The 22,889-nt window shown below is 61.6% G+C and carries 18 protein-coding genes and 2 pseudogenes; 15 read left to right on the top strand and 5 right to left on the bottom strand.

Annotation, left to right across the window (positions count from 1 at the left end; genetic code table 11):
- Positions 1 to 15: 15 nt before the first annotated feature.
- Complete coding sequence (locus KSW38_RS06615) at positions 16 to 1,053, top strand: AraC family transcriptional regulator (RefSeq protein ID WP_216923782.1); 1,038 nt, start codon at positions 16 to 18, stop codon at positions 1,051 to 1,053.
- Between the two features lie 225 nt (positions 1,054 to 1,278).
- Positions 1,279 to 1,595 (top strand): annotated as a pseudogene (locus KSW38_RS23390) (glycogen debranching N-terminal domain-containing protein); the annotation flags it as partial.
- Between the two features lie 68 nt (positions 1,596 to 1,663).
- Here KSW38_RS23390 and KSW38_RS06610 read toward each other — a convergent pair.
- The gene (locus tag KSW38_RS06610) at positions 1,664 to 2,686 is read right to left on the bottom strand and encodes an AraC family transcriptional regulator (protein ID WP_216923781.1); all 1,023 of its coding nucleotides are present in this window, start codon (positions 2,684 to 2,686) and stop codon (positions 1,664 to 1,666) included.
- A 346-nt stretch (positions 2,687 to 3,032) separates the two neighbouring features.
- Here KSW38_RS06610 and KSW38_RS06605 point away from each other — a divergent pair, with 346 nt between their 5' ends.
- The 6 genes from KSW38_RS06605 (at position 3,033) to KSW38_RS06580 (ending at position 11,134) form a co-directional block, all read left to right on the top strand.
- Positions 3,033 to 3,827: an SDR family oxidoreductase gene (locus tag KSW38_RS06605; protein WP_216923780.1), complete on the top strand. Its 795-nt coding sequence runs from the start codon at positions 3,033 to 3,035 to the stop codon at positions 3,825 to 3,827.
- A 110-nt stretch (positions 3,828 to 3,937) separates the two neighbouring features.
- Positions 3,938 to 5,215 carry a styrene monooxygenase/indole monooxygenase family protein gene (locus KSW38_RS06600; protein WP_254186112.1) on the top strand — a complete coding sequence of 426 codons (1,278 nt, stop codon included), beginning with the start codon at positions 3,938 to 3,940 and terminating at the stop codon, positions 5,213 to 5,215.
- Positions 5,216 to 5,265: 50 nt separating this feature from the next.
- Positions 5,266 to 7,026, top strand: coding sequence for a flavin reductase (locus KSW38_RS06595; RefSeq protein WP_216923779.1), 1,761 nt, complete (start codon positions 5,266 to 5,268; stop codon positions 7,024 to 7,026).
- A gap of 16 nt (positions 7,027 to 7,042) precedes the next feature.
- On the top strand, positions 7,043 to 8,620 hold the full coding sequence (locus tag KSW38_RS06590; RefSeq protein WP_216923778.1) for a phytoene desaturase family protein: 1,578 nt from the start codon (positions 7,043 to 7,045) through the stop codon (positions 8,618 to 8,620).
- A 28-nt stretch (positions 8,621 to 8,648) separates the two neighbouring features.
- Positions 8,649 to 9,461 carry a cyclase family protein gene (locus KSW38_RS06585; protein ID WP_216923777.1) on the top strand — a complete coding sequence of 271 codons (813 nt, stop codon included), beginning with the start codon at positions 8,649 to 8,651 and terminating at the stop codon, positions 9,459 to 9,461.
- On the top strand, positions 9,458 to 11,134 hold the full coding sequence (locus KSW38_RS06580; protein ID WP_216923776.1) for a thiamine pyrophosphate-binding protein: 1,677 nt from the start codon (positions 9,458 to 9,460) through the stop codon (positions 11,132 to 11,134). The genes KSW38_RS06585 and KSW38_RS06580 overlap by 4 nt, the downstream gene beginning before the upstream one ends.
- A gap of 70 nt (positions 11,135 to 11,204) precedes the next feature.
- On the opposite strand, the gene KSW38_RS06575 is transcribed toward KSW38_RS06580, so the two are convergent.
- Positions 11,205 to 12,095 (bottom strand): PaaX family transcriptional regulator, encoded by an 891-nt coding sequence (locus tag KSW38_RS06575; RefSeq protein ID WP_216923775.1) that lies wholly within the window; start codon positions 12,093 to 12,095, stop codon positions 11,205 to 11,207.
- Between the two features lie 115 nt (positions 12,096 to 12,210).
- Entirely contained in the window at positions 12,211 to 12,351 is a 141-nt protein-coding gene (locus KSW38_RS06570) for a hypothetical protein (RefSeq protein ID WP_216923774.1), read from the bottom strand.
- Positions 12,352 to 12,620: 269 nt separating this feature from the next.
- On the opposite strand from KSW38_RS06570, the pseudogene KSW38_RS06565 reads away from it, so the two are divergent.
- From KSW38_RS06565 to KSW38_RS06555, 3 genes and pseudogenes are all read left to right on the top strand, one after another.
- Positions 12,621 to 14,225: pseudogene (locus KSW38_RS06565) on the top strand (oxidoreductase); the annotation flags it as partial.
- Positions 14,226 to 14,624: 399 nt separating this feature from the next.
- Positions 14,625 to 15,044, top strand: coding sequence for a nuclear transport factor 2 family protein (locus KSW38_RS06560; RefSeq protein WP_216923773.1), 420 nt, complete (start codon positions 14,625 to 14,627; stop codon positions 15,042 to 15,044).
- Positions 15,045 to 15,061: 17 nt separating this feature from the next.
- Positions 15,062 to 15,874, top strand: coding sequence for an MBL fold metallo-hydrolase (locus tag KSW38_RS06555; protein ID WP_216923772.1), 813 nt, complete (start codon positions 15,062 to 15,064; stop codon positions 15,872 to 15,874).
- Positions 15,875 to 15,918: 44 nt separating this feature from the next.
- Here the strand turns inward: KSW38_RS06555 and KSW38_RS23385 are convergent, their stop codons facing one another.
- Entirely contained in the window at positions 15,919 to 17,598 is a 1,680-nt protein-coding gene (locus tag KSW38_RS23385) for a helix-turn-helix transcriptional regulator (RefSeq protein WP_254186110.1), read from the bottom strand.
- A 131-nt stretch (positions 17,599 to 17,729) separates the two neighbouring features.
- Between KSW38_RS23385 and KSW38_RS06545 the strand changes: the two genes are divergently transcribed.
- Both KSW38_RS06545 and KSW38_RS06540 read left to right on the top strand, forming a co-directional pair.
- Positions 17,730 to 18,116 (top strand): hypothetical protein, encoded by a 387-nt coding sequence (locus KSW38_RS06545; protein WP_216923771.1) that lies wholly within the window; start codon positions 17,730 to 17,732, stop codon positions 18,114 to 18,116.
- A gap of 728 nt (positions 18,117 to 18,844) precedes the next feature.
- Positions 18,845 to 19,519, top strand: a complete 675-nt coding sequence (locus KSW38_RS06540) for a DUF6766 family protein (RefSeq protein ID WP_216923770.1) — start codon at positions 18,845 to 18,847, stop codon at positions 19,517 to 19,519.
- Between the two features lie 116 nt (positions 19,520 to 19,635).
- On the opposite strand, the gene KSW38_RS06535 is transcribed toward KSW38_RS06540, so the two are convergent.
- Positions 19,636 to 19,989, bottom strand: a complete 354-nt coding sequence (locus KSW38_RS06535) for a cupin domain-containing protein (protein ID WP_216923769.1) — start codon at positions 19,987 to 19,989, stop codon at positions 19,636 to 19,638.
- 259 nt (positions 19,990 to 20,248) lie between these two features.
- On the opposite strand from KSW38_RS06535, the gene KSW38_RS06530 reads away from it, so the two are divergent.
- A complete protein-coding gene (locus KSW38_RS06530; RefSeq protein WP_216923768.1) occupies positions 20,249 to 21,142 on the top strand; it encodes a LysR family transcriptional regulator in 894 nt (297 codons plus the stop codon).
- A 184-nt stretch (positions 21,143 to 21,326) separates the two neighbouring features.
- Complete coding sequence (locus KSW38_RS06525; protein WP_216923767.1) at positions 21,327 to 22,814, top strand: NAD-dependent succinate-semialdehyde dehydrogenase; 1,488 nt, start codon at positions 21,327 to 21,329, stop codon at positions 22,812 to 22,814.
- The last annotated feature ends 75 nt before the right edge of the window (positions 22,815 to 22,889 follow it).

Genomic DNA, 22,889 nt, shown 5'->3' with positions numbered 1-22,889 from the left:
GGGAAAGGTCATTACATGGATTCAACTGGAGCGGCCGACGCTGTCTCCCATCAGTTGCCTGCGGATAGACCCCTTGAAGCACATGCGCTAACCCGCAGCACCTCGGCAGCAGTTGTCCGCGACTCCGTCAACAGCCTGACGTCGGATGAGCATCTGCTGGTTCCGCATCAGGGACACGGAATCGACGGAACCGTCAACGGCCTGGTGGCGGGTGCCATCAGCCTGGTATTCGTCTCGTACGGTACGGGTGTCACCATTGTCAGTCCACCGTCGGGCCGCCGGGCGCTCCTCGTCATCCCGAGGGGTCCAATGCTCGTGGAATCCTGCGGCAACCAATGGGTGGCGAATACTCCGTTCGCCTTGAGCTCGCATCATCAGACCAAGATGGTTCCGGACCCACTGCGCGGAGCCCTCGTTGGCGGCGTCGACGCTGATGTGCTGGAAAACTATCTGGCTGCTACGGCCGGCCGGGTGCTGGTCAAGCCCATTTCCCTTGCCAGCGACGTTCCATTGCAGCTCAGCAATCCGAACATGGTGTCGCAAACCTGGTTGGAAGCCTGCCGCCAGCTGGACCAAGGCCTCCCCGGAGAGTCCGTGACTTGGCTTGAGAATATTCTTCTTGCCACAATGTCCGCCGGGCTTGCTCCTTTTTTGGAGCCGGCTTTCGCTCCCTTGCCCGGCAACAAGGGGGCTCCGGCGTACGTTGAGTTGGCTTGCAATTACCTGGAGCAGAACCTGGGGGCAAACATCCGGATTGATGATGTCGCCTCTGCCGTCGGGATCAGCACAAGGCAACTGCATAATGCCTTCCAAGCACACGTCGGCCAGAGTCCCGCGCACGTCCTGCGCGATATGAGGCTGGCGCGTGCACGCCGGATTCTAGAGGGACAGGCAGGTCCAGCCGCCGCAACGGTTGCCGAAGCAGCCTTCGACGCCGGGTTCTCCCACCTTGGGCGGTTTGCCGCGTATTACAGCGAAAAGTACAAGGAGTCTCCGTCCGCAACGCTCCAAAGATTGCGGGGGCGTCCTTTGGCGGCTACGGCCTTCCGGTGAAGTGAGTAGGCGGAGGCACTGACGTTGCCCCGGCTACAGGGGGCTCTGGCAAGCTCTACGGTACCGGCGGAGATTCAGATCACGTGACAGGCGGTGCACTTCAAAGGAGCCTGCTGTGGCCGGATGGAATGCAGATAACGCGGCGGGTCCTGTTGGGCAGGGTGCCGTGACACTCGTAGAAGGATCCGCGTTCTGTATCTCTTTGCAGAGCGGGGACATCTTTCCAGCGGGTGGGGCGTATCACCCTGGCCACGGACATGGGTGCCTACAATCCGGTCAGTTAGCACAACGGCTCCGTGTGGCAGCACGATAATGCACTGATTGTCGCGGGGTTGGTGCGCTATGGATTTGTTGAGGAAGCCCAGCGCCTTGCTTCAGCTTTGATGGAGGCCGCCGAACATACCGACCATCGGTAGCCTGAATTGTTTTGCGGTTACAGCCGCTCCGACTACCCTCAGGCGCTTCCCTATCCCACGGCATGTTCACCCCAGGCCTGGGCGGCGACCACTCCGATCTCCACCGCGGTACGCGCCCTTCGCTGGCTGACGTTGACCAATTGGACAGACTTCGACCAAGCGAATAGCGAATAGCTCGATATCGGATAGCGAGGCTACCGGCGAAGGCTCTCCGACGGCAGCTCGCCGAACGTGTCAAGGTAGAGCGCCGAGAAGCGCCCTTGATGGGAGAAACCGCAGCGCTCTGCGATCGAAACAATGGTCTCCTGTCCGGGGGCAGCAGCAAGAAGCAGTTCCCGGGCCCGGTCCAGTCGCACCCTCCTCAACAACTCCGACGGCGTTGCCCCCACCTCGGAGCGTAGGGCCAGTTGCAGGGTACGCACCGACACTCCCAGATTCTCTGCGATATCCGGAACCCCCAGCTCCTCAGAGGCGTGCCGTTCCAGCAGTTCCCGGAATTGTCGTATCAGGCGGCTTTCGGAAGCTGGACTGGAGTGGTCAGCCTCCGTCACGGGACTCATTGCCAAGAGCAGCCGGGAAACCATCGTGTCCGCCAGAAGCTTCTGGACGAAAGTTGGAGCCGTTTTTTCCTGCTGGCCGATCATGTCGTCGTGGAGTTCGACCACCGACCTCAGGAACGCCCGGCCGGCAGAGCCAGTGAGATCCATCGCGTAGCCGAGCTTCACGCTCTTCTCCGGATCGCCGCCCGGATCACTACTGCGCGAGTCATTACCCTGCGGATCCTCGCCATAGAGTTGCGCTGCGACAGAAGCAAGGGCGAGACGGCTCACGTAGACAATCAAATGAGGGGTTCCACGATCCCACGTCATGGTGAACGGGCGGTCGATCGGAGGAACTGTCGCGGTCTTGGGGCTCGAATCCACCGAGGATGAGCCTACCTCCATGTGCGCGTGGCCCGCGAGGGGAATCTGGATCAGATGGAAGTTCTCCAGTCCTTCCGGACTGATCCGGACGTCCGCACCATAGTCCAGGAATTCGATGCCAACATCACCGCGGTGCAACGAGCGCAGCTTCATGTCCACGAACGTCCCCCGGGTCTGCGGAACGAGGTCGTGACCGCAGAACAAATCAGCGATTTTCTGGTGCGCGTCATCGACATCCGTCGTGCTCACTGTGGGCAGGCCCCTGAGGACGTCACGTGGAAGGATCCTCACCATTGCGCGTTCCTTCCCCGGTTTTCGTTTTTTGGATGAGCCCTGCGCCAAGCGGATAGACCCGTTTTTTGCCTGTGAATAGAGTCACTCTTAGAACAAGTATGACGCACGTCATAGAAACGCAGCAACGAAACCGATGGAAGGGGTGAGCAGAGATGAAGAACGTGAAGCTGGTGCATGACCGCCGAATCGAGTGGGAACGGACTCATCCGAAGCCCGCGCCGAGGCCCACTGTCAAATAGGCAGTGAAATAAGCCGTCCGTCGGCAACGACGAGCGTCAATGCGTACATAAGACACTTTCCACCCCGCAGATTCACTACGAGCAGATTCACTACGAAAGGTTTGGCCATGTCAGCACTCTCGGGCAAGACCGCAGTCATCACCGGCGGCGCCACCAAGATCGGCCAAGGCGTCGCCGTAGCGTTGCGCGATGCCGGTGCCACCGTTGTGGTCGCCGACATCGACGCCGACGGCGGCGCGCAGCTCCACGCGTTGGGAAGCGACATCAGCTTTTCGCTCACTGACATCACAGATGATGCAGCAGTAGCCCGGCTCATGAACGACACGGCAGCCTCGCATGGAGGTATCGACATCCTCGTCAATCTGGCCTGCACCTACAAAGATGAAGGTGCGGCTTCGGACAGGAACGATTGGCTGCAGGCACTGAACATCAACGTGGTGAGCGCCGTCATGGCAAGCAACGCGGCACGCCCTTACCTCAAGGCATCCCAGCGCGGGGCCATCATCAACTTCACCTCGATTTCGAGTTCCGTTGCCCAGACAGGCCGCTGGCTCTACCCTGCGGGCAAGGCCGCCTTGGTCCAGCTGACCCGGAGCATGGCCGTAGATCTTGCCGACGATGGCATTCGCGTCAATTCGGTCAGCCCTGGGTGGGTGTGGAGCAACATCATGGACACCCTGTCCGGCGGCGACATTGACAAGACAGACTCCGTAGCAGCCCCGTTCCATGCCCTGAAGCGGGTGGGACGGCCAGAGGAGATCGGAGCCGTGGTCGCTTTCCTCGCCAGCGACGCCGCAAGCTTCGTGACAGGAGCTGATTGGGCAGTCGACGGCGGCTACTCCGCTTTGGGGCCCGAGCGCGCCGAAGAAGCCATCCCATTACTCGCCGCTGAAAAGAGGTGACGACACATGAATGACATCAAGCTCGTGCACATCGGCCTTCCCGGCTGGGAACAAACCCATCCCGAACGAACGCCGAGGCCCGGCCAAATATCTTCCCCCATCATTTACGGATGCAGAGACAGCAGAAAGACAAGGTCAACACTATGACACAGCGCCACATCACCATCGTCGGAGCAGGGCAATCGGGCCTGCAACTTGGCATCGGCTTGCTCCAAGCAGGATTTGCGGTGACCACCATCTCCAACCGCACCGCCGAAGAAATCTATGAGGGAAAGGTCTCCTCCAGCCAGTGCATCTTCCACGATGCCCTTGAGCACGAGAGGGCGCTCGGGTTGGACTTCTGGCCTGAAGCTCCCACCGTGGACGGAATATCGTTCACGATCCCCCATCCTGAAGCTCCTGGTGAGAAGGCCATCAGCTGGGCATCGCGCCTGGATAACCCGGCCAAGTCCATCGATCAGCGGGTCAAGTTCCCGAGGTTCATGGAAGAGTTCGTGGCGCAGGGAGGCGAGCTGGTGTTTGAGGACGCCGGTGTGGAGGAACTGGAACGCTACTCCCTTAACTCCGATCTGGTGATTGTGGCGGCAGGCAAGGGCGAAATAGCGCAGCTCTTCACCCGCGATGCCCAGCGCAGCACCTATGACGCACCCCAACGTGCCTTGGCGTTGACGTACGTCACTGGAATGGAACCCAGGGCAGAACACTCGGCAGTTTCCTTCAACCTGATTCCAGGGGTGGGCGAGTACTTTGCCTTCCCGGCCCTCACCACCACAGGTCCGTGCGAAATCATGGTCTTTGAGGGCATTCCGGGCGGTCCGATGGATTGCTGGAAGGGCCTGACTCCCGGGGAACACTTGGAAGCGTCCAAGAACATCCTGAAGCAGTACTTGCCGTGGGAAGCCAGCCGGGCGGCCGACGTCGAGCTGACCGATCCCAACGGCTTCCTGCAAGGCCGGTTCGCACCCACGGTCCGCCATCCCATCGCGACGCTTCCGAGCGGCAAGAAGGTCCTCGGACTCGCGGACGTCGTAGTCCTCAACGACCCCATCACCGGCCAGGGCTCCAACAACGCCAGCAAATGTGCGGCGTCCTACTTGCAGAGCATTGCGGGCCACGGCGAAGGTGCCTTCGATGCAGCGTTCATGCAGGCCACTTTCGAAACGTACTGGAACTATGCCCAGCACGTAGCACAGTGGACGAACGCACTGTTGGCTCCTCCTCCCCCGCATGTCCTTTCGCTCCTGGGAGCGGCCGGACAGTCGGCCGAAATCGCGCACCGCTTCGCCAACGGATTTAACAACCCGCCGGACTTCCAGGAATGGTTCATGGACCCGGATAAGGCGGCCGCATACCTTGCAAGCGTGGGCTCCGCGGTACCAGCGACCTGATAGTCGCTCCACTTTCCCTGGCAACAACGTTCCTCGAAGGAAAACCAGACATGCGAAAGATCGCAATTATCGGAGCCGGCGAATCCGGCGCTCAACTGGCCTTGGGCCTGCAACGGGAGGGGTATGAAGTCACCCTGTTCTCGGACCGTTCGGCCGCTCAGATCCGCACCGGCAAGGTGATGTCCAGCCAATGCATGTTCCCCACAGCCCTCGCCGCCGAAGCGCAGCTGAGCTCCGCCCTGACCAAGCTTTATGACGACGAAGCCGTGCCCGGGATCGGCGCCATCCGATTGCGTGTGGAAGGCGAACCCGGCTCAGACGCCATCGAGTGGGAGGCACCCCTTGAGGGAACCGCCCACTCGGTGGATCAGCGGATCAAGAGTGCGGCCTGGATCGAGGCCTTTGTGGCTGGTGGCGGTGATTTCCGTATAGAGAAAGTCACGCAGCGCATGCTGGAGGAACTCGCACGCGACTATGAGCTGGTTATCGTCAGCACCGGAAAGGGAGAGATCGCCCAGATCTTCCCCAAGGACAGGGCCAAGTCCCCGTTCGACCGTCCGCAAAGAGTCCTGGCCCTGAACTATGTTTCACTCGATTCGGACTCACTGGATACGGTCTCAATGGACAAATCCAATACAAATGACAGCATTCGCATGTCCGTAGTCCCCGGCGTCGGGGAATTTTTTACCTTTCCCGGACTCACAGTGTCCGGGCCTTGCCAGATGATGGTCTTTGAAGGCATAGTCGGCGGCCCAATGGATAAGTGGACCGATGTTACAAGTCCGGAGGAACAGCTGAGCCGATCCCTGGAAATCCTGGAAGAACATTTTCCCCACGAGGCGAAGAACTTCGCCAACGCGACACTCACCGATGAGGGTGCAACACTCCTGGGCCGGATCACGCCGACCGTTCGTTCAGCAGTGGGCGAACTGGGCAACGGCAACCTTGTCTTCGGCCTGGGCGACGCCGTCCTGCTCAACGATCCCCTCACCGGTCAAGGGTCCAACAACGCGACGCTGGCCGCCAAGTACTACCTGGATTCCATCATCCGGCGGGGGCAGCAGCCTTTCGACAAGCAGTGGATGGAACGGACCTTTGACGAGTTCTGGCGGGGCTGGGGCCAGTGGGCGGTGGCATGGACAAATGACATGCTCAAACCCCGGCGGGAACACCAACAGGCTGTGCTGGCCGAAGCCGCAGACCACCCTGCACTGGCCGCAAGCATCGCCGGAGGATTCGATGATCCACGCACGTTCTACCCATGGTGGTTCGATCCCGCAGCTGCCGCCGAGTTTGTGCAGGCACGCAAGGACGAAGATTCGTCAGCTTTTGACCTGAGGGACTTCCGTGGCGCACTCGGACAATTCGCCACGGGCGTCACCGTAGTCACCACCCTTGGAGTCGACGGACGGAAAGTGGGCATGACCGCCAACTCCTTCACGTCCGTTTCCATGGAACCTCCGCTGGTGTTGTGGTGCCCCAGCAAGCGTGCTCCCAGCCTGGCGGACTTCGAGGACGCCACGCACTTTGCCATCAACATCCTTGCCAGTGACCAGCACGTCCTTTCCCGCCAGTTCGCAACGCCAGCCACAGACAAATTCGCCGGCGCGGAAACCACCGAGGGAATCGCCGGAATCCCGTTGCTGGACGGCGCCGTCGCCACGTTCCAGTGCCGTACCGTCTCACGACACGATGCCGGCGACCATGTCATCTACGTAGGCGAGGTGGAGAAGTACGAGAATGCTGGAGGGGAACCACTCCTGTTCCACAGCGGCAAATACCACGCCGCGACCAACCACCCGGACTTCTGAGATGACGGTGCCCTCCATGACGGACTCGACCGATATTGCCATCATTGGTTCGGGGATCAACTCCCTGGTAGCCGCCGCGGAGCTTGCCATGGCCGGGAAGCGCGTCTGCCTCATTGAACGGGGTGGCAGGCTGGGCGGCTTCATCCATTCAGCGGAACGCACGCTGCCCGGGTTCATCCACGATTCCTTCTCCTCCTGGCACCCCCTGTTCGTTTCCGGAGGGGCTTACCAGGCTTTGGGAAGCGAGCTGCATGCGAGGGGATTGGAATACTGCAATTCCGACGGCGCGGTGACGGCCAGCGTGGCAGCCGATCCAAAGACGGGGCAACACAGGGTGGTCATGGCCCATCGCGACCCGGCACTCACTGCAGCTGCGTTGCAGGAGAACGGAGACGAAGGCGCCTACCTGGCGATGTTGGAGGACCTCGGCCGCAATGCAGGGACCATTTTCGGTGCGTTCGGTGCTGAACTCCGCTCGTTCAAAGACGTGCTGAGGATCGCCGCCGGCGCTTTGAAGCGAGGAAAAGTCAAGGGTACTGAGGCCTTTGTCCGGGATTCCGTCATGAGCGGCCGCAACTATCTCCGCAGCCGCTTCAACGGATGGCAAACCGACCAGCTCTGGTCCCCTTGGCTCCTTCACGCAGGCCTCGGCCCCGACCAAGCGACCGGCGGCGTAATGCTTCCGGTCATGGCCTTGAGCATGCACAGCTTTGGCTTGCCTGTCGTCAAAGGAGGGGCCTCGAATTTCATCGCTGCTTTTGAGGCCCTTCTGAGGGATAAAGGCGTCCGGATCATGCTGGACACAGAAGCCGAGGAAATCCTGGTCGGCTCCAAAGGTGCAACAGGCGTGAAAACCTCCAAGGGCCTGGTCAGCGCACAGACCGTGCTCGCAAATGTGTCGCCCCAGGCGCTGTATTCCAAGCTGTTGCGCCAGCCACCAGCCGGGTTGGCCGAAGCAGCCGCACGCTACCAGAATGGCCGCGGGGCCATGCAGATCCACCTGGCTTTGGATAAACCGGTCCAATGGACCGATCCGCGTTTGGATTCCGTGCCCCTGGTTCACCTGAGCAACGGTTCGGACAGTACTGCAATTGCTTGCGCCCAAGCCGAGGCGGGGCTGTTGCCTACGGAACCTACCGTCGTCGTAGGTCAGCAGTGCGTCCTGGATCCTTCCCGGGCCCCCGCAGGCAAAGCGACACTATGGCTGCAGTTACAGGAAGTGCCGTTCTCGCCGGTAGCGGATGCGGCAGGGTCGCTCGCCGTGGACGGCGGCTGGACACAGGAACTTAAGGAACAGTACATGGAACGCGTCCTGACCAGGCTCGAACAATTCGCGCCAGGCACCAGGGCCTCCGTCCTGGCCTGGGACATCCTGGCACCGACCGATCTGGCTGCGGAAAACCCCAATGCCGTCAACGGCGATCCGTACGGCGGATCCGCGGAACTCTTCCAAAACCTCCTCTGGCGGCCCTTCCCCCAGGCCGCAAACCACAAAACCCCCGTCAAGGGCTTGTGGCACATTGGCGCTTCCACCCACCCCGGTCCCGGGCTGTCCGGCGGATCGGGGCATTTAGTTGCCCAGAAACTGAAATGAACCCACACATCAACCCGACAGGAGAACAATGTCTGTTCTAAATGAGCTCACCGCAGCCTTGTCATCCGGCGCCATCGACGTCGTCGACCTCACCACGCCACTCAGCGGTGACACCCCGATTCTGAATCTTCCCCAACCCTTGGCCAACACGGTTGGACTCTCGCTCACTCCCGTCAGCAATTTCGACGACGCCGGACCGGCCTGGGCGTGGAACGACGTCACGGTGGGCGAACACGCCGGTACACATCTGGACGCTCCCGTCCACTGGATCACGGGCAAGGACGGGAAAACCGTTGACCAGATCGAGCCCTACCGCCTGGTGGGGCCGGCTGTGGTGATTGACAAGACCGCCGAAGCTGCACAGGACGCCGATTTCCTGCTGGAACCCGAACACTTCGAGCAGTGGCAGCAGGAGCATGGCCCTTTCCCGGAAAACTGCTGGGTCATCTTCCGCACCGGCTGGTCCGCCCGCGGCGGTAACGCATCGGATTTCATGAACGCTGACGACGCCGGCCCCCACACCCCGGGGGTCTCCGCCGCTGGTGCCAAATGGCTCGCCGGAAACGCCTCCATCAGCGGCTTTGGAGTGGAAACGGTCGGCATTGATGCTGGCCAGGCCGCAACACTGGATCCGATGTTCCCGGTCCATTCGTTCCTGCTCGGCGCTGACAAATATGGTGTGACGTCGCTGCGGAACGTTGATCGCCTCCCGGTCACCGGCGCGACACTGGTGGTTGCACCCCTGCCCATCGTCGGCGGGACGGGGAGCCCCAGCCGCGTTTATGCTCTGGTTGACAGCTCAGCAAAGACGGAAAGCACCGCATCGGAGCCCGGCGCATGAGCGAGCAGGTAAGGGTCTCCACGCTGGTGGGCCAGACACTGGCAAAGCTGGGAGTCGGCCACGTCTTCGGGGTGGTGGGAAGCGGCAACTTCGACGTCACCAGCACCTTGATGAACGCCGGAATTCCCTACACCGCGGCCCGCCATGAGGGTGGCGCTGCCACCATGGCCGATGCTTACTCCAGGATGTCGGGCAAGGTGGGCGTGGTGACCACACACCAAGGATGTGGCCTGACCAACGCGATCACCGGCGTCGGGGAAGCTGCCAAGAGCCGAACACCCATGATCGTGCTGACGGCCGATACGCAGGCGGCAGCCATCCGGTCCAACTTCAAGATCGACCAAGATGCACTGGCACGCAGCGTAGGGGCAGTGGCGGAACGGATCCACTCCCCCGAAACGGCTGTAGCGGACACCGTACGGGCATTTCGAACAGCGGTGAATGAGCGCAGGACCGTGGTCCTCAGCTTGCCTTTGGATGTCCAAAGCGGAACGGCCGCAGACACGGTGAGTACCGTCGTCGTGCCTGTGCCGGCGCGGCTTCGTCCGGATACCGGTGTAGTGAACCAGCTGGTAGAGCTGATTTCCAATGCGAAACGGCCCGTGTTTGTAGCGGGCCGCGGCGGCAGGGGCGCCCGGGATTCCATCCTGGCCCTGGCCCGGCATGCGGGGGCACTCGTGGCGACCTCGGCCGTGGCCAATGGGCTATTCAACGGCGATTCGCACAATTTGGGCATCTCCGGCGGGTTCTCCTCCCCCTTGACCGCGGAGCTCATTACCTCAGCGGACCTGATTGTCGGGTGGGGTTGCACCCTGAATATGTGGACTATGCGTCACGGCAGGCTGATCTCTGCCGGGACAAAAGTAGTCCAGATCGACGTCGAAGATTCCTCGTTGGGCGCCAACAGGCAGATCACACTTGGCGTGCTGGGTGATTCCGCCCTCACGGCCGACGACGCCCTGGAAGTGCTCAGGACGATCCAGCCTGCAGCGGCGGAAAAGTACCGCACTGAGCAGAACGCCCTCGCCATCAAACAGAGTTCGCGGTGGCGGGACGTGGAGACTCCGGACCTTGGCACTGCGACGTCGATCGATCCACGGGTGATCAGTCGGGAACTGGATACAATCCTTCCCGCAGATAGGATCCTCGCAGTGGATTCGGGCAACTTCATGGGCTACCCCAGCCAGTATCTGGCGGTTCCGGACGAATTCGGATTCTGTTTTACCCAAGCGTTCCAGGCGATTGGCATTGGCCTCTACACGGCAATTGGCGCTGCAATAGCGCAACCACATCGGTTGCCAGTCCTAGGTGCCGGAGACGGTGGGTTCCTAATGGGCATCAGCGAGCTGGAGACCGCCGTACGGCTGAAGCTGCCGCTGGTCTGCATCGTCTACAACGATGCCGCATACGGCGCTGAGGTCCACCACTTCGCCGAACACCACCCGCAAGAGGAATTGGGGAGCGTGTCCTTCCCCGAGACGGATATTGCCGCAATCGCCCGGGGATACGGAGCCGACGGCGTGACAGTCAGGACTCTTGAGGACCTTCAGCCAGTACGGGAATGGGTTGCAGCCTTCAGGGACGGCGGACGGGACCGGCCCCTGGTGATCGATGCCAAGATCGCCTCGGACGGTGGCTCCTGGTGGCTGGCGGAGGCCTTCCAAGGACACTGATCCCGGGACGGCTCCTTGTAAAAGGGTTGGGGCGAAATGCTGCCCCAACCCTTTTCTCGGTTGCGTACTTTCAGACGGTTGTTACTGCTGGCTCAGCTGATTTCGCAGGTGACCCAACGATGGACAGCGCATATTCATGGGCCTTCGGACCTAGGTGCTCGTGCAGCCTGGTGAAGAGCTCCTGCGCGGCCAGCCCATGCCAATTTTCCGGCAGGTATTCTTCGGGGAGCCCGGGGTCCATATAGGGAAGCCTCCGCCACTGCGTGACCATGGGAACGTAATCCACAAAGGCCTGCTTCAGCCGTTCGGCTGGCCCAGCCTCCTCTTCGTGGTCCTCCCAGCGACTGAGTACGGGCTGATGCCGTGCAATGAAGTCAGTGTAAAGGGCCTCCAATGACGGCAGATCCCACCATTGGCCCACCTTCTCATCCAGGTGGCCGCCGGTCAGATGGGTTGCCCGGAAGAGTTCCACATACTCCATGAGCCCGGCCCGCTGCAGCTGGTGTTCGACGTCGGGCGCAAGATTTCCGGGTGCGATCCACAGCCCCGGAGACACCTGGCCGCAGCCAATACGGGTCAATATGCTCCGGAGCTTGTGCCGCAGGTGTCGCTGTGTCTCGGGGACTGAGAAGGAGGCAAGGAGCCAGGCGTCGTCTTTGTCCGCACGGCGGGGAGCGAAGATTCGTTCGTCGCCGGCGCTGAAAACATCCTCGAGTTCGGGCGAGAGCTTATAAGCCGCGGAACTTCCCCGTTTCACGCTGACCAGCACTCCGCGTTTCTTCAACCGCGACACGGACGAACGTACGCCCGCTGCTTCGACTCCCAGGTCCCCGAGGAGCTGCACGAGGTCCGCGATCGCGAACGTGCCGTCCTGATGGCGGGCATACAAGCCATACACAGTGACGATCAGGTGTTGATGGCGCGGCGTCGGGGCAACGTCGGGCGCGGCGGCCTTGGCCATTCAGCGCTACCTCAATTGGTTAGGGATGGACTTAGAGTCTTAGGCTACATCCCCGATTGGGCGCGCTTTTCACGGCCCTAGCTGCTGTACATGCAGGGTTTAGTGCAAACGGTGTCTAAATGAAGATCAGGCCAGCCCACGGCGTGGCAACCGGCGTCGTCCCGTCGAATACGGAGCGGAACTCTTCATCGAGCAAAGCGCCCATGGTTAGTTCGGGTGAATTTTCCTTGATCTCATCAGTGCGTGAACCAGACATCTTTGTCTCCTTAGTACGGGGATGCGGAGCGGATCACCACTTGCGGCGCCCTCATGCTTCCAAACACCACTTTATATCGGGTCAGTGACGATCGTAAATAGATCGACATATATTTTTGGCGAATCACCCGCGCGGTCTTGTTTGGGCTTTGGTGGCGTGCTAACTTCTGTATATATGACGATCGTAAAAAAATCGACATATCCTCACAATCGTCAGATGGACCCTGGCCCACGCGGCCGCGCAGCCCAGGCTTGAGAAGGAGCATGAGCATGAAGATCGCTATTGTTGGAGGCGGCCCGGGCGGGTTGTATTTCGCGGCTTTGATGAAGCAGTTGGATCCGTCGCACGAGATCACGTTGTGGGAGCGGAATGCTGCCAGTGACACGTTTGGGTTTGGTGTGGTGTTTTCCGATGAGACCCTGGGCGGGATCGGGAACGCTGATCCGGTGGTCGCGGAGTACATGAGCCGCCGGTTCGCGCGGTGGTCCGATATTGATATCCATTTCCGTGGCGAAATGACGACGGTGGGCGGGCAGGGGTTCGCGGCGATGAGCCGCAAAGAGCTGCTGGAACTGCTGCAGCGCCGTTGCATCGAGTTGGGCGTGGATGTCCGGTTCTCCACCGTGGCTCCGCCGGTGGAGGACCTCGAAGCCAACTATGATCTGGTGCTCGCCGCGGACGGGGTGAATTCGCAGATCCGCGCCCAGTACGCGGACGCGTTCGGCCCGGACCTGGATCCGCGGTCCAATAAGTTCATGTGGCTGGGCACGGACCAGGTGTTCGAGGCTTTCAAGTTCTTCGTCAAGGACACCGAGTTCGGTGTGATGCAGATCCACGGCTACCCGTACTCCGATGAGGGCTCCACGTTCATTGTGGAAATGCACCAGGACGTCTGGCACGCGGCGGGCTTCGATGAGACCGCGGACGAGGTTTTCCCTCCCGGGGTGTCCGATGAGAAGGCGATCGCGAAGATCCGCACCCTTTTCGCCGAGGAACTGGACGGGTACGAGGTCTTGTCCAACAATTCCAAGTGGATCAACTTCACCACCGTGAGGAACCAGAGCTGGCGCAAGGGCAACGTGGTGCTGCTCGGCGACGCCGCCCACACCGCCCACTTCTCCATCGGATCCGGCACGAAACTGGCCATGGAAGACTCCCTGGCCCTGGCTGCGTGCCTGCACGAGCACTCCACGGTGGAGCAAGCCTTGGAAGCGTACGAGGCTGAGCGGCGTCCTGTGGTCGCCTCGACGCAGCGTGCGGCGCAGGCGTCGCTGGAGTGGTTTGAGCGGATCGGCCAGTACAAGGACCAGGACCCGACCCGGTTCGCGTTCAACCTGCTCACTCGCAGCCGCCGTATCACCCAGGAAAACCTGCGCCTGCGCGATCCGGAGTTCGCGGACGCAGTGGACCGGAACTTCGCCGAGTCCCAGGGCCTGGCCCAGGTCGCGCCGGCGATGTTCCAGCCCTACACCATCGGGGGTCTGGAGGTGAAGAACCGCATTGTGGTCTCGCCGATGGACATGTACTCCGCGACCGACGGGATCCCGGGGGACTTCCACAAAGTCCACCTCGGCTCCAAGGCCCTCGGCGGGGCGGGTCTGGTCATGACCGAGATGGTGTGCGTGTCCGAAACCGGGCGCATCACCCCTGGCTGCTCCGGCCTCTACACGGACGAACAGCGGGAGAGCTGGAAGGAAATCGTGGACTTCGTCCACGCCCGCTCCACCGCGAAGATCGGCGCGCAGCTGGGCCACTCCGGACGGAAGGGCTCCACGAAACTCATGTGGGAAGGCATCGACCAGCCCCTCGAAACCGGCAACTGGACCGCTGTCGGCCCGTCCCCAGTGCCGTACGGGCCGGAGAACCAGACCCCCCCCGCCTGTCCCTCCTAAAAGAACCCGACACCGAACAAACAACCACCCACCTCCGCTGGACACCCGCGTCGATGGCCAAGGAAGCCTCCCTGCGAAGCTAGACCGTTTCCGCGAAACGCGATTTCCACCAAAACCCAAACGCTCCATGGACGCCGAAGACCCCTCTTCCACGAACAAGATGGTTCGGGAACGGCTCGGCGAAGCGGCCAGAGCCTCGACGGCGTCACCGAGAACGTCATGGAGGCAATCAAGGCGCCGCAAACTACCCGAAGCGCCGCCCCAGGTAAAGGTCTGGAGTAGAGGGCTGATTCAGCGTAAATTGGCGCCAGGTTCGGCCCTCCTATGTACGGTCCGGGAGCGTGCTGAAAGTGGCAATCATGGAGCAGAAGGAGACGAGGGTTGAGTGAAGTCATAGACCGGCTCTTGCTGGCGATGAACGCGCACGACCTCGAGGCAGTGGCAGCCCTGTTCCACGCGGACTACCACAGCGAGCAGCCTGCCCACCCAGGTCGGACATTCGTTGGCAGAAGGCAGATGCATGCGAACTGGGCAGCGATGTTCGCCGGAATCCCGGACTTCCGGACAGAATTGATCCGTTCAGTCGACGACGGGAGCACCACGTGGACAGAGTGGTCATGGACCGGTAACCGTACCGACGGGCAACCCTTCCAAGCACGTGGAGTCACCCTCTTCGAAGTAGAGGACGGCCTTATTACGGCCGGAAGGCTGTATATGGAGGACGTCGAACGCGAGGTAGTGGGGATCGAGCAAGCGGTCGAAAATCTATCGGGGCGCCGGCCGGATCCATCCGGGACCTGAGCGAGGAAGGGATAAGTGTGCTGACCTGTGCAACCTGCGCCGTTGAACGCGAGGAGCCCACTCCGGAGCTCTGCCCGATCTGCACTGACGAGCGGCAGTATGTGCCCGAGGACGGGCAAAAGTGGATTTCACTCGACGAGTTGGCGCAGGCCGGCCAGCAGTTACTGCTGGAGCAGAATGAGCCGGGACTTATCGGCATCAGAACTGCGCCGAAAGTCGGGATCGGCCAAACTACCCAGCTTGTAGTGACACCCCAGGGTTCGTTGTTGTGGGATCCCGTTGGATTCGTTGATGACATCAGCGTGAAAGCAATCCTCGAACGAGGCCCGGTTCTGGCGATCGCGGCCAGCCATCCCCACATGTTCGGCGTGCAGGTGGAATGGTCACGTCGGCTCGGCGGCGTCCCCGTGCTTGTGGCGGACGCCGACCGGCGGTGGGTTGGTCGGAATGACGCGGTCATCTCCTACTGGTCCGGCAGCAGGAGAATCACCGAAGGGTTGACACTGCACCAGACCGGAGGCCACTTCCCCGGCAGCGCGGTAGCGCACTGGGCTGCAGGAGCGGGCGGCAAGGGGGTCTTGCTGACCGGAGACAGCGTGTTTCCAAATCCAGACCGCCGCTCCATCGCTTTCATGCGCAGCTACCCGAATCATCTGCCGCTTTCGGGAGCCGTGGCGTTGCGGATCGCCTCACAGCTGGAAGAACTCACGTTCGACAGGATCTACGGCAACTTCAACAACAAAATCGCCTCCGAAGCCAAAGCCGTTCTGCACGATTCGGCCCAACGGCACGCTGCCTGGGCGCGAGGAGACTTCGACCATTTGACGTGATGCGGCCCTTCTCCTGCTCCCTCGTGAAGGGCAACGACACTCGGCTACGGGGCGACGCTGACGATCCCCTGGCCGATTGCATGGGTTGCCGCTTGCGTGCGGGAGCTCACGCGGAGCTTTTCGAGAATGCTTGTTACGTGTCTGTGGACGGTCCGCTCGCTGATGAACAGCTCGCTGGCAATTGCCCGATTGGTCCGGCCACGCACGATCAAACGGAGCACCTCCAACTCGCGCGGTGAGAGTCCATATTGAGGGGGAACGCCCGGCTGCAGAAGCATGTTCTCGACCTCGGCCAGGTCAGCACGGGCGCCGAGACGCCTGAAATCCTGGCGCGCTGATTCAAGCTCAAGGCCTGCGGCCTCGTTGTCCCGCACGCCCCGACACGCCGTCGCGAGGAGGACTGAGCACCGCGCGACCTCGTAAGGGACATCCAGCCCACGCCATAGGTCAGCGGCCCGTCGAAGTTCGGGAAGTGCCTTTTGACAGTCATCGTCGGCAAGGGCAAGCTCGCCCAGGGCCTGCGCATGGGCTGCGCGAACGCTGTCGGAGGCGAAATGCTCGGCTAGGCTGCCTATCTCCTCGGCAGCTGCCGCGGCCTCCCCTCGAGCCCCAGCCGCTAGGAGGAGCGTCACCGCCGCGGGCAGCAGATCCACGCGAGCACCTGATCCCGCGGACTCCCCGAGTGCGCGCCGGATACCTGCGGCCGCCGCCGGAACATCGCCGAGGGAGAGCCTGAGCAGCGCCAGGCCCGGCTGCGTGGGTCCTCCCGAGAACGCGGCAGCCCGGAAGGCCGCCTCTGCCTCGGGGAAGTCGCCCAGAAGTCGATGCGATTCACCCAGCTCGTAGCGGGCATGACCGATAAGGCGTGTGCCTGCACCGTCCGCCAAGCTCCGACATGCCTCCTGAAGCTCGGCGAGGGCCGCCGCCCATTGTCCCGCGAGCCGGAGGTGGACTGCCCGGTACGTAAGGCAATTGCCGTAGAAGGGCCCTCCAAATGGGGGCACCGCATCCAGCCAGGATCCAAGGGCAATGCTCCACTCGCGTACCCGGGAAACCTCCCGGGCCTCCATCTGGCAAGTGCCGATCGCCGCGCAGAAGAGCAGGCTTGTGGCTCTGGGGGTGGTCTCGCCCGCCACAACGCGAAGCATTGCATCATCCAGCCAGTCGAGTCCGTCCGCAAGGTGGCCGGACTTGACCAGTGCGCGTCCGGTAAGAAGCGTCGAGAAGGCCAGCTGATCGGCGTCGTGGGCGGCAGCGGCGGTCGCTCGAGCGCGCGCCAGAAGTACGCCCGCCTCGTCGTACGCGCCCGCCGCGATGCGACCGTAAGCCATCGTTATGAGCAGCCAACCGGGTTCTCCCCCGACGTCGTCCGGACCGAGTTCGCGAGCCCTTGCCATCCAGCCGTTGGCCTGGGCGAACTCGTTATTGAGGTTGTAAGCCTGCCACAGCCAGAAGGCTGAGGCGAGGGCGGCGCGCACATGACCCTCCGCTGCCCGCACCTCGAACGAACGCTCAAGGGCGTTTATCGCATCCTCATTCAGCCCTGCGATCTGTGCGCACTCGGCGAAGCGCTCCACATCCTCTACCCCGAGGGCCGGGAGCCCGCCGGCGGCGCGAAACTCGTCGCACGCCTCCCGCCACTCGTAGTCCATGTGGAGCGTCCGGGCCCGCGCCAGGTGATCTGCCTCCACGGCCACGTCCACCTCCTGATCACCAGTATGCATCGGCGGACTGGGCAGAACTACCCAAAGCCGGGGTGGCGAAGTTGGCCCGAACTGCCGAGGTCCGGGCGGGGCGCCAGCGGGATCCTGAAGGTAATCCGCACGGTGCGGATCCCTTGATTCAGGAGGCCATCATGTCAGAGCTGTTCATCTACTTCAGCACCTATACGGTGCGGGCAGGTCATCTGGACGAAGCTTTCGAAGCATGCCGCGAGGTGGTGCGGCTTGTGGAGAGCCGCGAGCCCAGGATGCTTATTTTCCATTTCTTCGCCGACGAATCAGGCCGGAAAATCACCTGCCTTCAGGTCCATGCCGAGGCAGAGTCCATGGCCAATCACATGTCGGTGATCAGCGATCATCTGGCACAGTCTGGTTCATGGCTCGAGTCCTACACCAATGCCATCACGCTGGGCGAGCCTCCAGCCGTCCTTACGCAGTGGTACGAGGAGGCGGGCGAGCAACTGGACCAGTTCCCGCGGCGTATAGCGGGCGTCACCAGAGTAGGATCGCCCGTCGGGTGAGTAGCCGGGAGTGCAGTTCCGCCGTGTTCGACGAACACGGCGGCTACAACAACCTCGAAGTGGAGTTCCTGTCCCTGCGTGGAGTTCCTGTCCCTGCACAGCGAGTAGCAAAGGAGTTCCCGGGTTTACACTAAAGCCATACCAAATCATCAGGTTGCTTAGTGTCGATGGCGGGGAGGAACGCATGGGCGCATGTCGAAGCTACAGTTACCCCGTCCAGTCTCTTAAGCTGGGCCGCATGCGCAGATTAATCCCCGCCACTGCCGCCAGCCTTCTCCTCCTGGCTGGGACAGGTTGCGCCGTAGATACTTCGGGCGCAACCAAAGTCGCTGAGGATTTCCATCGTGCCGTCAATACCTCAGACTGGGCTGCTGCTTGTGATTTGCTCCAGCCTACGATCCGGGACAAGTCTAAAGAGAAGGACGGTGACGACTGCCAGACCCACTTGGCGTCTGTCCATCTTCGAGACCCCGGAGAAGTGGTTAAAACCGAAGGCTACGGCCGGGAAGCATTGGTGCAGTTCGAGAGGGATGCCGTTTTCGTAGCCGTTTCCGGCTCAAGTTGGCGCGTGACTGCTGCCGGATGCACTCCAAGAGAGGAAATCCCCTATTCCTGTGAAGTAGGAGGCAGATAACGATGCGTGTCACCTTTACTCTCTATCTCATTCTCATCTTCGGTGGCCTTGCATACCTGGCCGCCGTTGGACTGGTTCACGGATAGGGCGCGACGTGAAAAAAGCCTTGAGGAACAACGGATTAAGTCTATTTTTCGGTCTGATCTTCATCCTCGCGTTGGCGGGCCAGGCCATTACTGGACAGGCCGCGTTCAACGAAGAGCAACTCACTGCCGGCCTTGATGAAATCACCTTCGTCCAATACATCACGTCTTCCAGCTTCGCGGTTGACGTGTCGGAAAACTGGCAATCTGAGTACTTGCAGTTTCTCCTCTACATCACTGCCACAATCTGGCTGCTTCAGAAGGGGTCGCCGGAATCAAAGGAGCTGGACAAGCCCGGCCTGGAATCCGACCACGATCAACTCGTGGGTGAGCATGCCAACGCCAAGTCCCCCGCATGGGCCAGGGCCAAAGGCTGGCGCCTGACAGTATTCTCGAACTCGCTCGCCGCAACGATGGGACTGATTTTTATGTTGTCGTGGCTGGTCCAGTCCATCGCAGGTCACGTCGCCTTCAACGAAGAGCAACTGCGCAACTTCCAAGAGCCGCTTTCCTGGGCTGAATACGTGGCATCGCCTGACTTTTGGAACCGCACCCTGCAGAACTGGCAGTCGGAGTTCCTGGCGGTCGGATCCATGGTGGTCCTATCCATTTACCTTCGCCAACGGGGATCACCGGAGTCCAAACCTGTTGGCGCAGCCCATGATGACACCGGAACCAGTGGCTGATCCATCCGGGAATACCCCATGATGATGCACCGTTTCGGCGGCCGCGCGGCCTTTGGTCGATAACTCTATCCACTCTTGTTGGTGGCGGCGGCCCAAGCGGCGACGTCGTTCTCCGCTTATGCGGGCAGCTCCACCAAGCGGTCCGTCTTGACCACTGTGAAGAGCACTGCTGAGTCCTCCTCCGCTTCGAGGCTGTGGAGGCCGTCCGGCACGATCAGAAGGTCCCCCGCCTTCCCCTGCCACGAGTTCTTCCCCGACTTGAGCCAGACACTTCCCTTCAGCACAAAGACGGTAGCTTCGCCGGGGTTCTGATGTTCGCTGAGTCGGGTGCCTGCGCGGAAAGCCATGACTGTTTGGCGGAGTGTCTTCTCATGCCCGCCGAATGCTGTGTCGGCAGCGCGTCCGCTGGGTGCGGCAACCGCGGCTTCGATTTGCTGGCGGGCAAGGGCATCGATCGATATTTTCTGCATGAGGTCACCGTACCTACGTTTTCATGTGCTGCCGAGGGGTGCTTCGCGGCCCCGCGCGCAAGGCTATACGGAACTCTCCGCCGATATCCGTAGCTCAGTGGTCGGAGCAGGGGCCTCAAGTGGGAGAAGGTCAGTAAAAGTTCCTCGACGCACCCAATGGGCTTGCCCAACTGGTTTGATTGGATGGGAGCACACCCAGTCACGCGGTTGGGGCTGTGCGCCGTCGAACGCACCCGACAGCAACCAGGCAGGTACCAGCATGCTCGACCTCCATCGGCTCACCCTCCTCAGGGAAGTCAAGCTGCACGGCAGCATGAGTGCCGCCGCCCGCGAACTTTCCTACAGCCACTCCGCCATCTCGCAGCAGCTCGGCTTGTTGGAAAAGGAGACAGGTGTGGTCCTTCTCGAGCGGGTGGGGCGCAATGTCAGGCTCACGCCGGCGGGCGAGGAACTCGTGCGCAATACGGAGGCAATTCTGGCCGCGATGGAGCGCGCTGAGGCTGATCTTGCGACTTCCCATGAACGGCCCCAAGGGGTTGTGACCATAGCGGCATTCAGCACTATCAGCCGCAGCGTAATGCCTTTTGCGTTGGCCGAGCTGGCCCGAAACTATCCCCGTCTCGACGTCAGGTTGCGACGCGAGGATCCCGAGCAGGCGGTCGTTCAGCTGATCTCCCGGCAGGTGGATGCCGTGGTCAGTGATGCGTTTCCTGGGACTACGGTGGCTCCGCCCGGAGGAATGCACACCACCTTGATCGGCCAGGACCCAATCCGCGGCTACCTCCCCCATGGCCTGGAGTTCACCGACTTTGACGATCTAAGGAAACTGCGCTGGGTAGCAGAGCCACCGCACACTGCCTCATCACAATGGGCCATGCGGGTCTGCCGCGAATTAGGCCTTGAGCCGGTCATCGCCTATGTTTCTTCGGACCTTCTCTTCCACCTCCGCATGGTTGAACAAGGACTCGCCGCAGCCTTCCTGCCTGACATGGTGGTACGTGAAGCCGGCAGTGTGATGACGCCCAGCACCTGGCTGCCGTCGGATCAACAGCGCAGCATCCAGTTCCTGGTTCGATCCGGCTCAGAGCGCAGCGCTTCCCTGACAGCCGTGAGGGAAGCAATAACCCAAGTGCTGCAAGCCAGCAATATGTAAGCAAACCTTACATATACCCTTCAAAAAGGTTCGCTTTTATTTACTTTTCAACGTAGTTACATTTGCTTTAGGCACGAAACCATCATGCGTTGGTTATCGGTCGCGGCGAAACGCAGATCATCCGTTGATGATTTGAGCGTCTTCGTGCCGCCATCGACCAGGCCATTACCGAAAGAGAGAACCGATGAGCCTTATATCCGACGTCGCTGCACCCCTGATTGAGGCTGACTCCGCCAGCCTGAAACACGCGGATGCCGTCATCCAATCCATCGGCCTTCCCAGCGCCGGCATCGCAGTCCAGGACCCCGCGACAGGCGAAACCATAGCCCACGTCCCCGACGCGGATGTTGAGGCCGCACTGGAAGCTGTTGCGACGGCCGACAAGGCTGGAACGGTCTGGGCGAAGAGCTCCCTTCGCCAGCGCGCCGACGTGCTGCACGCCTGGTACGACAAACTCGTTGAACACACCGAAGACCTCGCCCACCTGATCTCCCGCGAAATGGGCAAGCCCCTCGCCGAAGCCCGCGGCGAGGTCAAATACGGTACCGACTTCGTCCGCTGGTACGCCGAGGAAGCAGTCCGCCCCGCAGGGAACTTCCGCGAAACACCCGATGGTGGTGCGAGCCTGCTGACACGCCGCTCCCCCGTCGGCCTGGCGGTCCTGATCACGCCATGGAATTTTCCCCTGGCGATGGCCACCCGAAAGATCGCACCCGCCCTGGCCGCGGGATGCCCCGTCGTCATCAAGCCTGCGACCCTCACTCCCCTGACGACGTACTTTGCTGTTCAACTCGCCATCGAGGCGGGGGTACCGGAAGAACTGATCCAGGTCATCACGACCTCAAAATCAGGTGCGTTCAGCGAAGCCGTCCTGCTCGATCCCAGAGTCAGGAAGGTTTCTTTCACCGGATCGACGCCGGTAGGCCGCCAGCTCCTGAAGCTCGCGTCCCAGAACGTGCTCCGCAGCTCAATGGAGCTTGGCGGCAACGCCCCGCTCATCGTCTTCAACGACGCCGATCTGCAGCGGGCGGTGGATGGAACGTTCGCCGCGAAACTCCGCAACGGCGGCCAGTCCTGCATTGGAGCCAACCGGATCTACGTCCAGGACGAAATAGCGGATGACTTCGTAGCAGCGCTCACCGAACGATTCGCCCAGGTCGCGGTGGGAAGCGGCCTCGCACAGCAGACAGGACTCGGCGCGCTGATCGATGACCGCGCCGTCGCCCAGATGCAGGCCTACACCCAGAACGCCGTGGCGTTGGGAGCCACACTGCTCACCGGCGGACACGGATACGATTCCGCAGGCAATTTCTTCGCCCCAACCGTTCTGGACCGCGTTACGGAAGATTCCGACGTCGCCCAGTCCGAGATTTTCGGCCCCATCGCCGCGATACAGCGCTTCAGCTCCGAAGCCGAAGTAATCGACCGCGCCAACGCCACAGAATTCGGCCTCGCCGGCTACGTCTTCACCGAGAACCTGGACCGCGCCCTCAACGTCGCCGACAGTCTCCAGACAGGAATCATCGGCATCAACCAAGGCGTCCCATCCAACGCAGCCGCCCCCTTCGGAGGCGTCAAGCAGTCAGGCCTCGGACGCGAAGGAAGCGCCGAAGGCCTCGAAGAATACGAGAACATCCGCTTCTACAACGTGGCCCGACGCGCCACGGCCTAGCGTACCGCCGTCGTGGGCAGGCTAAGGGCCGGACATCTGCATTGCTGCAGTTGTCCGGCCCTGGCCGACGGAACC

The sequence above is a fragment of the Paenarthrobacter aromaticivorans genome (assembly GCF_019038615.1).
GTDB classification, from domain to species: domain Bacteria; phylum Actinomycetota; class Actinomycetes; order Actinomycetales; family Micrococcaceae; genus Arthrobacter; species Arthrobacter aromaticivorans.
This window is presented reverse-complemented; position numbering and strand designations above follow the sequence as displayed.

What these genes read in the sequence shown, in the direction of transcription:
- KSW38_RS06615 (WP_216923782.1), top strand. Translation starts at nt 16, where the DNA reads ATGGATTCAACTGGAGCGGCCGACGCTGTCTCCCATCAGTTGCCTGCG.
- KSW38_RS06610 (WP_216923781.1), bottom strand. Translation starts at nt 2,686, where the DNA reads ATGGTGAGGATCCTTCCACGTGACGTCCTCAGGGGCCTGCCCACAGTG.
- KSW38_RS06605 (WP_216923780.1), top strand. Translation starts at nt 3,033, where the DNA reads ATGTCAGCACTCTCGGGCAAGACCGCAGTCATCACCGGCGGCGCCACC.
- KSW38_RS06600 (WP_254186112.1), top strand. Translation starts at nt 3,938, where the DNA reads ATGCAGAGACAGCAGAAAGACAAGGTCAACACTATGACACAGCGCCAC.
- KSW38_RS06595 (WP_216923779.1), top strand. Translation starts at nt 5,266, where the DNA reads ATGCGAAAGATCGCAATTATCGGAGCCGGCGAATCCGGCGCTCAACTG.
- KSW38_RS06590 (WP_216923778.1), top strand. Translation starts at nt 7,043, where the DNA reads ATGACGGACTCGACCGATATTGCCATCATTGGTTCGGGGATCAACTCC.
- KSW38_RS06585 (WP_216923777.1), top strand. Translation starts at nt 8,649, where the DNA reads ATGTCTGTTCTAAATGAGCTCACCGCAGCCTTGTCATCCGGCGCCATC.
- KSW38_RS06580 (WP_216923776.1), top strand. Translation starts at nt 9,458, where the DNA reads ATGAGCGAGCAGGTAAGGGTCTCCACGCTGGTGGGCCAGACACTGGCA.
- KSW38_RS06575 (WP_216923775.1), bottom strand. Translation starts at nt 12,095, where the DNA reads ATGGCCAAGGCCGCCGCGCCCGACGTTGCCCCGACGCCGCGCCATCAA.
- KSW38_RS06570 (WP_216923774.1), bottom strand. Translation starts at nt 12,351, where the DNA reads ATGTCTGGTTCACGCACTGATGAGATCAAGGAAAATTCACCCGAACTA.
- KSW38_RS23385 (WP_254186110.1), bottom strand. Translation starts at nt 17,598, where the DNA reads ATGCATACTGGTGATCAGGAGGTGGACGTGGCCGTGGAGGCAGATCAC.
- KSW38_RS06545 (WP_216923771.1), top strand. Translation starts at nt 17,730, where the DNA reads ATGTCAGAGCTGTTCATCTACTTCAGCACCTATACGGTGCGGGCAGGT.
- KSW38_RS06535 (WP_216923769.1), bottom strand. Translation starts at nt 19,989, where the DNA reads ATGCAGAAAATATCGATCGATGCCCTTGCCCGCCAGCAAATCGAAGCC.
- KSW38_RS06530 (WP_216923768.1), top strand. Translation starts at nt 20,249, where the DNA reads ATGCTCGACCTCCATCGGCTCACCCTCCTCAGGGAAGTCAAGCTGCAC.
- KSW38_RS06525 (WP_216923767.1), top strand. Translation starts at nt 21,327, where the DNA reads ATGAGCCTTATATCCGACGTCGCTGCACCCCTGATTGAGGCTGACTCC.